Below are 13,147 nucleotides of genomic sequence, written 5' to 3' on the forward strand. Positions count from 1 at the left end.
GCGGCGGACTACGGGAACGCGGCAGTCAGTGTAACTGAGTAATTTCTGCGGCGTGAAGCGAAACGTTGCGTGCATCTTCGACAGCGCCTCATGATGCTTTCTCCGTGACGAAGCGTGCGATCGGTGCTAAAACAAAAGGTGACGCTAACGCCGCGTGAACAGCAGCGTAGCGATCCACCCGCGATCATTCAGGGTATTGAACCATGAGCCCACTGCATGCGGTTGTGTCGAGTTCGAACGCTCGTACAGCGGATTTCGTGCATTGGTGTGTGACTCATATCGGGCGGGCGCGGCCGTCGATCAATCTGGGCTTGGCGACGCTGGAGGCATCGCGTGGTGCGCTCGACGATGGGAAAGGCATGCCGTTGTCATGCGCGAGCTTCGTGGTCATGCTCACGCAGTCGAACGAGACCGCCGACCCGCACTGGATCGCCGCGTGGCAACGCGCGCTCGACTCGCGCGCGCCTATCACCGTGGTGCTTGGCACATCGGGACTGACGCTTCCGCCGGAATTGAAGCCCTACACGATGTTCGATCTTTCGTCACGCGACGCTTCCTTGCTCAATGCGCTGGCGCGTCACCTACACTCGAAGCTGGCGATTTCCACTTCGCCGGCAGCCGCGAGAGCACAGGCAGTCGACGACAACAACGCACGCTATGGTTGGTCCCGCGTGCCGAGCTACTTCAAGGATCGCACGCGGGAAAGAAAGAAGATCGCGGACTTTATCGTCGATGAATGCACGTTCCTCATCGCCGTGTATGGCCGCCACGGCGTGGGCAAGCGCACGCTCGTCGCGCGTGCTCTTCAGGAGACTGCGCGCGGCAAAGGCGTTTCCCGCCCGATTTACGTCGACGCTGCGCAGTCCCCGTCGACTGTCTTCACCGACATTCTGCAAAAACTAACCGACACGCTCGACGACGATGCGAAGCAAAGGGTCGAGAAGACGCGAGAAATACCTCAAATTTCCGTCGAGCGAATCTTCGAAGAAATCGCACGACATATTCACGGGAAGCCGTGTCTCATCGTGATCGAAAGGCTCGACGAGATCGTCGAGCAAACATCGAACAGGGTCAATGATCACATGGCGCAGTTCCTGCGGTACATCGCGTCGGGGACGTGGCACCCGTTCAAGGTAGTATTGACAACGAGTGTCGTGCCCGACGAGTTTCGGACCTTGAATCTGCCGCACTATCGCCCGGTTCCGCTGGACCACGGGTTGCCCTCGCCGGACGCGCGCAGAGTTTTACGCGCCCTCGACAACGACGGGCGCCTGGGACTGAGAGACGCGTCCGCGGTATTGCTCGCACGCGTTCTTTCGGTGACGCTTGGCTACCCGCTCGCCATCGAGCGGTTCGTCACGATACTCATGAATGATCCGGCCACGCGGCCCGATAGCCTGATCGACCACATCGAACGCGCCATAGCCAGTGCGGAGGAGCGCATGCCGGACTATGACGCTTTCATCAGCGCATTGGTGGGCGAGGCGTTCAAACGGCGCTCGAAGGACGAGCAAACGGTGATGCAGGCGCTAGCCGTGTACGAAACTCCCGTACCGAAAGAGGCCGTGCTTTTTCTGTTGAAGAAATGGAGGCCCGAAATCGAGTTGCAAAGCGTGGTCAGGCAGCTCCTTCTATCGCATCTTATCTCACAAGATGACGACAAGCTGACTCTCGACCGTGTCGATCGCGAATATGCATTGAGCAAGCTTGCCGAACGCCACCGAGGGGCTTTGCGCCGCAAAGCCGCCGCCTGGTTTCGCCGGATGGAGTTGCCCGCGCACGCCTGGCATACTGAGACCGATCTGAATCCGCACTTCGCACAGTTCAATATATTTCTGCGCACCCGGGACTATGCGCGTGCACTGCACATACTCGATTCGATCGCGCCCTTCCTAAACAGGCGCGGATATTTCATGCGCCTCGCTGAGCTATCGAGAGGGCTAAGAAAGGAGGAGGTGAGCAACTCGATCGCCTGCAAGGCCTTGTCGTACGAAGCCGATGCACACTGGTACATGGGCGATGTCAGGAAAGCGGTGGAGCTGCAGGAACAGGTCGATGCGCTGCTGATCGGATCGAACGCGAGCGAGGAAGACCGGCTCGATTCGAAGATTCGGCTGATTCGCTTCGGCTTCTATCTTCGCTCCACCGATAAGACGCTCGATGCCGCCCGCGACTGCGTGCAGGCGATCTTGCGCGCCGGTCACGACGATCCGCGCCGGGGCGCCTTCGCATGGCGGAACATGCTGGTGTGCGAGTTCGAACTGGGTCATCTAACCGAAGCGCTCGCATGTTGCGAAAGCGAGCATGCGTGCGCAAAGGCTTCAGGTGATGCGGAGCTTCTTCAGAACAGTCTCGTCGACGCGTCCGTCGTTCATGTGGAGATGGGCGAGTTGAAAGTGGCCGAAGAACTACTCAGGCAGGCGCTGTCGACATCCGACGAGAGTCAAAGCCCTCGAGCCGAGGCACTTGTATCATGCGAGCTTGCGTCGTGCCTCGCATCCCTCGGCAGGTTCGAAGAAGCGGCCAGATTCGCATGCAAGGCGCGCGAGCTCAATCAGAGGATCGAGGCGCACGCAGGAGCCGCGCTTTGCATGCGCACACATGCCGCAATCCTGCTCGATCAGGGCCGAATCCAGGAAGCCGAGTCGACCGCCGAGCAAGCTTGCACCGAAATCAAAGCTTTCGACGATAACGGATCGCGCTATGTGTGCATGCGCGCGGAGATCGAACTTGCACGCCGCCCCCGCAGCACGGTGGCGCGGCAGATGCTGCGTCAGCTCGATACAGAAGGGCGAAACGAGTGGTCCTTCAATACGTTGCTGGGCATCGCGTCGGTCGGAAACAAATGCATTGACGGCGCCGAGGACAGTGCCACGGAGGCTTTCGGGCAGGCACTTGAGCGCGCGGACCGGTATCTCAAACATTGCGCTCAGAATGTCTCCGCGCTGGGCGAGCGTGCGCTCGCCTTGGCGGGACTGGCTGTCTGCGGAGATAAGGCGAAAATGCCGCTGGCCGTCCAAGCCTACAAAGTCGCCTTCGAACGTGCATCCAGCAGCTGCATGCGCAAGCGTCTGATACGCCGCTTCAATGCATTGGTAAAAGCAGATGCGGGCGAAATTGGCCTCGATTTGATGGACATGATCTTCAAGCAAGAAAGCCAAAAGGTCTTCATTTCTTATCCAGGGGAGGACGCGGGCAACGCCCTCGTTGACAAGATTGAACAGGACATGCCGCTGGAACTTCACTTGATCCGCGATCGCAACAGAATGCGAGTGGGCGATTCCATCGACAGATTCATGCAGCAGATCGGCAAGGCCAGACTCACGATCGTCGTGATCAGTGACGCGTATCTGCGCTCGGAGTACTGCATGACCGAGTTGCTTTACATGTGGGAGGGAAGCAAGCGAGATTGTGCGGGGTTCATGAACCGTATGGTGCTGCTCGTCGTCCCGCCGCTCGAGATTTCGAGCGACGAGAACCGACGCGTATACAGCCAGATTTGGTCAGACAAGCACAAAGACGCATTGACCCACGCCCGGGACAACGAAGACGCGGACGTGGTTGCGACTCAAAAAAAACTGAAAGATCTGGCAGAAAACACCGTCAGCATGCTCAAGTGCATCGCCAATACGCTCATGGCCGATTCCACTAAGACGACGATCGAAGCTGTTATTAGTCGTCTACTTGATTCGCGTTGATTGTGCCGCGCCCAGCTCGCGCTTCCTCACGGAGGCGGTTCGTTGTCGCGCGTGATCAACGAGACGGTTACGTCGTGACCGTCTTCGCGATCATCACCGGAACGCGCACGATTTACACCGGGCGCTTGCGATTCGACCGCGTGAACGATGCGGGGTTGCGGTGCAATTCCGATGCGTCGGTCTGTTAAGTCGAGCATTTTGACGAGCACGAGCCAACGAGCAAGCTCAAAAACATCGACGAGTTATACGTTGGGCGTTATTGCAATTACGCGAAGGAACATTGGACGCTCGCCCGGCGAGAACCCGGCGGTCGGCCTGATCCTTTGTGCGAGGACCAACGAGGCGATCGCACGCTATGCGCTCGAGGGGTTGCCCACCAAGGTGCTTGCCGCGGAGTACCACGTTGTGCTCGCGGACGAAAAACTGCTTGCTGAGAAATTGACGAAAACCCCCGTGAACTTGGAGCAGTTTGATCCGCTGAACTCGCGCGACGATCTCATCAAGCTGTTGGCCGAGACGGGGATCTCGTTCTCGCGCCCCAACGACGTTGATATCGCGGCCGACGATGGAGACACCAGTGTCGAGACGCGATCAAACGCGGCGACGTCGTTGCCGCCGCCGCTCGCGCCGCTTGCCAACTCACGGCAAGTTGGATCGACGACCGCGACGTGCAGGCATCGAAGGTCGTAAGCGGGCGGTTCACCCGATGACCGGCGAAGAGCCGTTGGCCCGAACATGGAGCGTTATCGGCAGCTCTCTGCCTCATGGAACTGAGAGGCGGTCAGCCCTGCTAACGTCGATTATTGCCCCGGCGGATGAGTCGGGTGCGCTGAGGCTGCGAAACAGAGACTGTCTATCTAGCAGCTTTCTGCCGCTCCCCGCTGAACGGACGGGTCAACCCACATGGTCGAGGGTGCGGCCGCTTCCTCGCAGAAAAGCTAGTTGGATGCCGGGCCCAGCACGCCGGTCGCTTCGGAACCGCTTCGTGAGCGTGGCAATGTCCGTGTCGATGAGGGTGAAGTGGCGCTCGACGTCGAACTCCGACGATCGGGCGTGCAGTCGAACTTGCCCCACGAAGAAAGCTCCAGAGCCCGTCATTGTGGCCTCCTTCGAGGTGGAGCTGTCCGAGCTTCTGCGCAGAAATCCTACCGCAAGCCTGGCAGCTTTACGCTCTCGCCGGTGTGACGCTTGCTTGGGCACTAGTTCGCGCTGCCGGCAACATCGATCCGGTGTCGCGCAGCCGCGTATGCCACGCGAAAGCCTGCTCCAGCCGATGCGGGGTATGCCCTCCGCCTTGCAACGCGTCCTGATAGTAGTCGCGCAGCAGGTCGCGATACTTCGGATGCGCGCAGTTCCGAACAATGAGCGCGGCGCGTTCGCGCGGAGCTAGGCCGCGCAGATCGGCCAGGCCCTGCTCCGTGACAACCACGTCGACGTCGTGTTCGTTGTGGTCGCAATGCGGAACCATGGGCACGACGCTGGAGATGCAGCCGTCCTTCGCCGTCGACTTCGTCGCGAAGATCGCGCACGATGCATGACGCGAAAAGTCGCCGGATCCGCCTATGCCGTTCATCATATGGGTACCGCCCACATGCGTTGAATTTACATTGCCGTAAATGTCGAACTCCAACGCCGTGTTCAGAGCGATCAAACCGAGCCGGCGAATCACTTCGGGATGGTTGCTGACTTCTTGGGGGCGCAACACCAGGCGACTGCGGTATCGGTCGAGTTCACCCAACACCTGCGCCTGACGCGCAGCCGATAAGGTGATCGACGCCCCTGAGGCGAATGTGACCTTGCCGGCATCCAACAGGTCGAAGGTCGAATCCTGCAGCACTTCAGAATAGATTTCAAAAGCGTCGAATGGCGCATCGACGAAGCCGGCTAGTACCGCGTTAGCAATTGTGCCTATCCCCGCTTGCAACGGCGGAAACCGCCCGGGCATGCGTCCGCGCGACACTTCATGCTGGAAGAATTCGATCAGATGTCCTGCGATTAGACTCGTCTCTGTATCCGGAGGCAGCACGGTCGACGGGCTGTCGGCCTGATCGGTGATCACAATCGCCGCGATTTTCTCGTGCGGAATATCGATTGCCGATGTCCCTACGCGGTCGCGCGGATGGATGATAGGCAGCGGCTCGCGGTTCGGCCGGCGGCCCGGAATCCAGATGTCGTGCAGTCCCTGGAGTCCGAGCGGTTGAGCAAGGTTGATTTCGACGATGACCTTCTCCGCGAGGATAGCAAAACTCGCTGAGTTTCCGACCGAAGTGGTCGGCACTATGCCGCCGCTTTCTGTGATCGCCGTCGCCTCGATGATCGCGACGTCGAGTTTGCCAAGCTGATTCGCGCGCAGCAATTCGACCGTCTCGGAGAGATGCTGGTCGATGAACATGACTTCGCCGCGATTGATGGCGTCGCGCAGCGTCTTGTCCACCTGGAACGGCAAGCGGCGCGCCAGCACGTGGGCCTCGGTAAGCATGCGGTCCACGTCATGTCCGAGCGACGCACCCGTCATCAACGTGATGCACAGCGGCTTGCCTTCCTGGCGAGCGCGCTGGGCCAATGCAACCGGGACCGCCTTCGCGTCCCCTGCGCGCGTGAAGCCGCTGGCGCCGACGCGCATGCCATCGTGGATCATAAGCGCCGCCTCAGCGGCCGAAGTAATTTTCTCGCGCAACGAAGCGCAACGAATACGATCTTCGTACATGAAATGAGTCTCTCCTTGGTCGCAATCGACGCTACCGATGCGCACGCCTGCGTCCGCTTTAGGCGGCCGGATTGCCGCAGTGACCGCGGCGTCATGACCGATGGCGTCGCGGCCAGCTTCTGCGGCGTATCTGTGGTGGTGCTCGGGGTTCCTAGCTGCCGAAGTAGATTTTGCAGAAGCTCACAGGGCCGACGCACTCGTCGGCTTTCGTTGCCGGTGCGACAACCTGGCTCGCCGGGGCGGCGCCGTCGTTGCGTTGCTCAACCGCTCGCGGCGCTTGGCGTTGCGGAGCGACCTGCGTTGTCTGAGCCTGAGCGACAGCGGCAGACAAAGAGCACGCGATCAGGACAATCTTCACCAATTTCATTTCGTTCTCCAGGACTAACAGTTATTGCGTGACGGCGATGAAACTATATGACCGCTGTATGTGCGAATAAACGGCGCTGTCTGGAAGTGACCTTTCCATCCCGTGGAACGATCCGGCGTGCGGCGAACTACATTCGCGCGTTAGCACGGCTTGAACGGCGCATCCTTGTCGAGCAATGCAGTACGTATGAAATGAAGGCAACTAAAAATTCGCTGCATATCGTGACGTCTGTCGGGATTCGTTCGTACTGCATCGAGTACGTCTTGTGCGATCCACATCGCCGAGCGGACGGACACCACAGCGCGCTCGAGCGCTCGTGCGTCGGGCCGCTCGAACAACTGCGCGAGATGATCGAGCAAACGTTCGACGGCCGCACTCCAACCTGGGTGCAGTGCCTGGACATACTCAGCGCGTGCTGCTTCATCGCGCAGATCAATTACGGCGTGGCCCACTTCCAGGGTTGCCAGCATCCAGCGCAATGCGTGCCTGCGCCGACGCGAGTGCCGCGCGAGCTGCACGCGAAGCTGCGAAGCGAGGTCGAGCGTGCTCGACTGAAAGCGTTGATTGAGCTCCGTCCGTTGGTCTCTGCATGCGAGCACGGCTTGCGCACGCAGATCGTCCATGATTCGCTCGATGAGCCACCCCATATCGGCGGGAAAGACTGTCGCGAGGACGATCGCGGTCAACAACATCGACGCCGTGAGGGCGATGCCGTTGTTCACTAGCAAATCCGGTTCAAAAGCCACGACGTTATCCGGTCCGGCCAGTAAGCAGAAGAACACCGAAAAGCCGACGCCGAGACCCGCCGCGCGCTTGCTCGTCGCGAGATGCGCGCCCAGTGCCAGTACTGGCGACAGCACGATGCAAAGGAGCGGGAAACCGTCGATGTTTGGATACACGTAGCACGTGAACATGTAACCCGCGAGAGTTGCGAGCGCGGCGCCGATCGCCATCTGCACAGCCATTCTGGGCGCGTTCGGCGCGGTGGACGTCAGCGCGCACGCAAGCGCAGCGCCGATAACCGCGAAGCCTCCGCTCAGCCAGCCGGTCGCGATCCAGAACCAGGCGGCAATCGTCATCACGGTGGCAGAGCGGATAAGAGTGAAAGCGATCAGATAACTGTTCGTTTTACTGGCGTAGCTGCTTTTTCTACCTTGCTGCGGGCCGAGCTTACGTTGCGCAAGCGTGGCGTAACTGTCGGAGTACTGCGTCCATTCCGCGACAAAGCGGTATAGCAGCTCCGCTGCTGTATCAAAGTCTGCCCAGGATTCCGCCGATGCGTGTCCATGCTGCTCTCTGGTCTGTCGGATACGTCGCGGCAGGCTGGCGTGGAATGTCAGCAATCGAGCGGCTAAATCCGAACCATCCGCCGATACGTCCCGCGGTAATGCAAGCAATGCCGTGAGTTCGCGAAGGTATGGATCAATGCGCCTCATGACCGGGGCGGCCTCGCTTGCTTGGGAGCGCTTGAGCAACTGATGCAGCGCATGCAGACGCGCGCAGGCGTGCATGAACTCATTGTTGAGCCGGCCGAGGCGATGATTGCGTGAACGCATCGCCGGATCCTCGAAAGCAGCGAAGATGCGCGTGGCCTCAAAACCCACAATCTCGTCGACGAGTTGCATGAAACGGCGCTCGAATGCCCGGCGATCGACCCGGCGGGAAAGCACGTCGACAGCGAACGCAGTAAAATCTCCGTAGCGGACTTGCAGTGCTTGCAGCAGCGCAAGACCGGAGCGCTGAGGCACGATCAACGCACTTACCGCGCTCGAGCAAATGATCCCGACTCCCACTTCCGCTGCACGCGTCAGTGCCGCGAGGAAAAGACCCTCGGGCGTCGCGACATTTGGAATGCCGATCAGGGCTGCCGTGTAGCCCGCGAGAACAAAGCCGTACCACCTGAAATGCCGATACCTTACCGCCGCCGCGATGCACGCGCTCACCCAGGCGATCATGCCAAGCACGTGCAGTTCGGGCTGCTGGGCGAAAAGGGCGCCGAGTACCAACGCTGCTACTGCCCCCACCGCAGTTCCGAGACCCCGGTAGAAACTCTTCGCGAGCACCATCCCGCTGAACGGGTGCATCAGCACAAAAACGGTGGTCATGGCGATGCGCGGCTGAGGCAAATCGAGCAACATTGCACTACCCAGTGCAAGCAACCCCGCACTGACTGTTTTGAGCAGATGCAGCCAGACGAGTCCGTCGCTGCGTGCCCAGTCGCGGATGGCTGGTTTCAATTTGTGCAACAACGCGGCCCACGCTCGAGCGGAACTTGCCGTCGGTTTAATCGCACGCGGGCGTTTCATCGAAAGGCAATGCGCCTCGGTTCGTGGCGGAAGGAAGCGCCGGTCGATCGCACAGACGCCGGCAGGCAAGGCGCCGATTGTAGGAGCATGCTATGCGGCCATTAACTGCACATTTTCGGAACCTCTCTTTCATATCGAACAACAATGAGCCGACTGGTCGAGCGGACAATGCGGCCTCTGCCGCCGCGACATAGAAGGATTGATGGATACGTTACAAAACATGCGCGTGTTCTCGCGCGTAGTGGAGGCCGGCAGTTTCACCGCTGCCGCCCAGTCTTTTAATTCGACGACGGGCGCCATGTCACGCGCAGTCTCCGAACTCGAGGCTCATCTGCGTACGCGCTTGCTGAATCGCTCCACACGCCGTCTCGCGCTCACTACCGCAGGCGAGCGCTATCTCAAACGATGTCAGCAAATCCTTGCGGACGTTGAGACGGCTGAGGAAGAAGCAAGTTGCGCCCACGAACGCCCGAGCGGCGCACTCCGTATGCACAGTTTTGCGAGCATTGGCCAGCATTATGTGTTGCCGGCTATCTCTCGCTACCGCGCGCTTTATCCGGAAGTGACTGTGGAGTTGACGTTGTCGCAACGCATGCCCGATCTCTTCGAAGGAAGCTCGGATGTCGCGGTGATTGGAGCGTCGGCGCTTCCCAATTCTGAGCTCGTTTCGCTTCCGCTTGGGACGACGTTCAGCATACTGTGCGCATCGCCCGCATATGTAAGAGCGCGCGGTGCGCCGCAGGGGCCGGCGGATCTCGCTCATCACGAGTGCCTGATTTTGCATACGCCCGCGTTCGCGCCGCACGAGTGGGTACTCGACGGGCCTAACGGCAGTGAGACGATGGAGATCGACGGCCCGGTACAGGTGAATATCGCGGAGTCGCTAGTCGTTGCGATCCGGGAAGGGATGGGCATTGGCATGGTGCCGCTTTACGCGGCAATCGCCGGACTGAGAGACGGTACCTTGGTGCGCGTGTTGCCAGGCTACACGCTGCAGAAGATGAACGTTTATGCGCTGTATCCGTCGCGGAAGTTTATCGACGCAAAGACGAGGACATGGGTAGAGTTTTTGCGCACGCATTTGCCAAAGGTGATCGCCCGGGATGAGGCGTTGCTGGCAGAGATTGGCCAAAGCGATAGCGCCAGCGAGTTGCTGCCGCGAGGCTAATGCACGTCATGAGCAGGATCAAGCGAACCAAAGGGACTTCCCCGTCCCCAGGCTACGGCAGAAGCCGCGACTCGGCATCAAACTGCCATGAAGGAGTATCGATCCTTCGTCAACGCCAGCAGGAGGGGAAAGTCCATGGCATGTTCACCGTTCGGATAAGCCGGCCTGTTTGCCGCTCGTCGGGCACTTTGCAGCGAAACGCACGAGACGCGGCTTGAGGACGTTATTAAAGTGCAGCAGCTCAACAGCTCATATCTAGGCCCCGTTACACCCTTGCGAGCCATCGAATGACGAGTCGTTCGTGATCCCGGCCATACCGAATGTCGACCTCACGAGCGGCGCGATGAAGCGTCAGAGTTTGTGGGGGCGCTACTCCCACTCGAACCAAGGGTTTACCCAAATCCAGCAACAATCCCCTGCAGAGAGAGCCCTTAATTTTAAGCGTTTGCTTATCTAGACTGTGGTCACTGGCCTACGAACAGGGCTGTTCGTAGCAGGACAAAACAAAGTCTGGAGGTAAGCACCATGAAGTCCCTTATTCAAGCCGTTGTCGTTGCCGCTGCCCTTGCTGCTCCGGTCATCTCGTTCGCGCAATCGAATGCGTCTATCACCCGTGCACAGGTACGCGCCGAACTGGTCCAATTGGAAAAGGCCGGTTATCACGTTGGTGACGGCGACAACGCGCACTATCCCGAAGCAATTCAGGCTGCTGAATCCAAGGTTGCTGCACAGAACGGCGCGGCAAGCGGTTACGGCGGTGTGGTGAGTGGCCCGTCGGAATCAGGACGCCCGGCAGTGACGAAGGCGGACTGGAACGCGATGTACAACCACCCGTGATGCATTGATTTCGGATGTGCCGGGGGAGGGCGCCAAAAGTAGCTCCTGAGGATGCAGACACACGGACAGCTTGCCCGTAGCAACGGCGAAGTACGAATCCAACTGGGAACTGTCTTCTGCACGCGCGGGAGCCGTAGTGCGCTTCTTTGCCGACAAGGGCATTGAAGCGCACCGAATGGCCGGGCGGGGCTCGTCGAACTGCCGCTCAGTTCGCGTAAGTTAGATGTGTTGTGCCAGATAAGAGAAAAGAGTCAGCGCGAAGGCGAAAGAAACGGCCGCGCGCATGCCTCAACATTACAGAAGCTGCACATGACTCTCGTTGCCGCCGTCACCGCGTCCTGGTCTTCGTCGGCGACGTTTGTGCCGTGCGTTTTCGCAAACCGATTCATGAGCAAAGAAATCCGGCCAATTCGCGAGACCCTCGACGAGCTTCGCCTGCAATGGCGCGTGCTGAGCTTCTATGAGCGCTTCGAGCAGATCATCGCCCATATGCTGAGCATCGTGATCTCGGTGATCATCGTCGTATCGCTGTGGCAGTTGATTCGGGCGGTCATCGCGCTGTTGCTGTCGGGGGCGCTTGATCTTCTGGATCATGCGATCTTCCAAGCGGTCTTCGGGATGGTGATGACGCTGTTGATCGCGATGGAGTTCAAGCATTCGATTACCCGCGTCATGTTAAGACGCGATCACATCGTGCAAGTCAAGACGGTGATACTCGTGGCGTTGCTCGCGATAGCGCGAAAGTTCATCATTCTCGATCCAGCCACGGACCCGGCTCGGATCGCCGCACTTGCGGCCGCGTTGGTTGCGCTGGGCAGCGTCTACTGGCTGATGCGGCAGCGCGACGATCCCGTCGATGTTGCGATTGCCGAGCGCGCCGAGCGGGATCGCGACGAGCCCGTCTGACAACGTACTTTCGCTCCGATCATCGATCACTTACCGGTTCTTGCTTGATCTTTGCGCACCGCTTCTGTCCAGCGCGATCACGTTGCTCGACGCCGCGCTGTGCCTCCACGTGAAGCGCGCCACCGCGGCCGCTCAACGATTTGCCGGGACTGTCCGTGAGCCGCGCGACCATCGAGAGCCTGTTGCTCGACCTGACGGGCGAGCCGGATACCGAACTGGCCTCGGCGCAGGCTGCGGAGCAGATGGCGCTGCGCGAGGTGCTGCGCATCTGAGCCGAAGCGAAGGCGCACGACGATGCGCTCGCCGATCTGTGCCGCGGCTTTGCGTTCACGTCGCTCGAAATCCGCGCATTCCTCCTGTGTCTCGCGCGGAACTCCACGCCAAATATCAGCGCATCTTCGGCATCATCAATGACGACCTGAGCCGGCGCAACGCGAGCCTTGCCCTCATCGCTTCGGTGCTCGGAGACCCTGTCACGATCCGGGGCGAACCCGCACGGCCATCGCGTCTTTTGCCCATGCGCGTGGTCGCTGCTCCCGGCAACGCGCCCTCTACGGTGACGACCCGCTGCGTGTGGATCCCGGCACGCACGATCGCGCTGCGGCTGCCGAACACCCACGCCACGAGGGCGAGCGGCAACGGCCGTTCGCGTTGGGTCACAAACTGGCCGGGCTTCGGCCCAGCTTTCAAGTTTTGCTTGCGAAATTGCATGAGTTCATGAAGACCGACGACGGCAAGCGCCGCGTAGCAACGCACATGAATCCCGCACGGACGCTCAGGCGCGACTGTTTCGCAAGAGTCGTGGGACGGGCGCGATACTTCGCTACGTGGGTCACGTGCTGACCGATAACCGACATGGTCTGGTGGTGAACGCACAGGTCACGCAGGCCAACGGTACCGCCGAGCGGGAAGCAGCTGCAGAGATGCTTGCGCACGCCGCGCGATTTTCCGGTACGTCCATTACGGTAGGTGCAAATAAAAATTACGACACGGCCGGCTTCGTGGCGACGTGCCGCGCGAACAATGTGACGCCCCATATGGCGCAAAACGATGGACGCGCGGGCGGCTCCGCGATTGACGCTCGAACGTATGCGATCCACGAACGACGCCCCTCGGAGTAAGGTGGAGAGCGCGTGATGTGTGTCAGCAATGCGGGTC

Annotated in this window: 10 protein-coding genes and 2 pseudogenes; 8 read left to right on the top strand and 4 right to left on the bottom strand. The window is 60.0% G+C overall.

The genetic code is table 11. The features are described from left to right. Positions 1 to 203: 203 nt before the first annotated feature. Positions 204 to 3,698, top strand: a complete 3,495-nt coding sequence (locus AWB66_RS33855) for a TIR domain-containing protein (protein WP_159462970.1) — start codon at positions 204 to 206, stop codon at positions 3,696 to 3,698. Positions 3,699 to 3,947: 249 nt separating this feature from the next. Continuing rightward, the gene (locus AWB66_RS35160; protein ID WP_407642341.1) at positions 3,948 to 4,388 is read left to right on the top strand and encodes a PDDEXK nuclease domain-containing protein; all 441 of its coding nucleotides are present in this window, start codon (positions 3,948 to 3,950) and stop codon (positions 4,386 to 4,388) included. Positions 4,389 to 4,863: 475 nt separating this feature from the next. Here the strand turns inward: AWB66_RS35160 and AWB66_RS29420 are convergent, their stop codons facing one another. The 3 genes from AWB66_RS29420 to AWB66_RS29430 all read right to left on the bottom strand — a co-directional run bounded on the left by AWB66_RS29420 (position 4,864) and on the right by AWB66_RS29430 (position 9,078). After that, complete coding sequence (locus tag AWB66_RS29420; RefSeq protein WP_087633568.1) at positions 4,864 to 6,405, bottom strand: acetyl-CoA hydrolase/transferase family protein; 1,542 nt, start codon at positions 6,403 to 6,405, stop codon at positions 4,864 to 4,866. A 151-nt stretch (positions 6,406 to 6,556) separates the two neighbouring features. After that, on the bottom strand, positions 6,557 to 6,772 hold the full coding sequence (locus tag AWB66_RS29425) for a hypothetical protein (RefSeq protein WP_087633569.1): 216 nt from the start codon (positions 6,770 to 6,772) through the stop codon (positions 6,557 to 6,559). 140 nt (positions 6,773 to 6,912) lie between these two features. Beyond that, a complete protein-coding gene (locus AWB66_RS29430; RefSeq protein WP_087633570.1) occupies positions 6,913 to 9,078 on the bottom strand; it encodes an FUSC family protein in 2,166 nt (721 codons plus the stop codon). A 202-nt stretch (positions 9,079 to 9,280) separates the two neighbouring features. Between AWB66_RS29430 and AWB66_RS29435 the strand changes: the two genes are divergently transcribed. The 5 genes and pseudogenes from AWB66_RS29435 to AWB66_RS34935 all read left to right on the top strand — a co-directional run bounded on the left by AWB66_RS29435 (position 9,281) and on the right by AWB66_RS34935 (position 12,261). Then, positions 9,281 to 10,246: a LysR family transcriptional regulator gene (locus AWB66_RS29435; RefSeq protein ID WP_087633571.1), complete on the top strand. Its 966-nt coding sequence runs from the start codon at positions 9,281 to 9,283 to the stop codon at positions 10,244 to 10,246. Between the two features lie 525 nt (positions 10,247 to 10,771). Further along, on the top strand, positions 10,772 to 11,083 hold the full coding sequence (locus tag AWB66_RS29440; RefSeq protein WP_087633572.1) for a DUF4148 domain-containing protein: 312 nt from the start codon (positions 10,772 to 10,774) through the stop codon (positions 11,081 to 11,083). A gap of 58 nt (positions 11,084 to 11,141) precedes the next feature. Beyond that, positions 11,142 to 11,282 (top strand): annotated as a pseudogene (locus tag AWB66_RS29445) (OmpA family protein); the annotation flags it as partial. Between the two features lie 188 nt (positions 11,283 to 11,470). Then, complete coding sequence (locus AWB66_RS29450; RefSeq protein WP_087633576.1) at positions 11,471 to 11,989, top strand: phosphate-starvation-inducible PsiE family protein; 519 nt, start codon at positions 11,471 to 11,473, stop codon at positions 11,987 to 11,989. Between the two features lie 140 nt (positions 11,990 to 12,129). Beyond that, entirely contained in the window at positions 12,130 to 12,261 is a 132-nt protein-coding gene (locus AWB66_RS34935) for a hypothetical protein (protein WP_268811167.1), read from the top strand. Positions 12,262 to 12,376: 115 nt separating this feature from the next. On the opposite strand, the gene AWB66_RS29455 is transcribed toward AWB66_RS34935, so the two are convergent. Next, complete coding sequence (locus AWB66_RS29455; protein WP_087633573.1) at positions 12,377 to 12,700, bottom strand: hypothetical protein; 324 nt, start codon at positions 12,698 to 12,700, stop codon at positions 12,377 to 12,379. Positions 12,701 to 12,741: 41 nt separating this feature from the next. On the opposite strand from AWB66_RS29455, the pseudogene AWB66_RS29460 reads away from it, so the two are divergent. After that, positions 12,742 to 13,098: pseudogene (locus AWB66_RS29460) on the top strand (transposase); the annotation flags it as partial. Between the last annotated feature and the right edge of the window lie 49 nt (positions 13,099 to 13,147).

Origin of the sequence: Caballeronia telluris (assembly GCF_001544495.1) — a bacterium.
GTDB lineage: Bacteria > Pseudomonadota > Gammaproteobacteria > Burkholderiales > Burkholderiaceae > Caballeronia > Caballeronia telluris.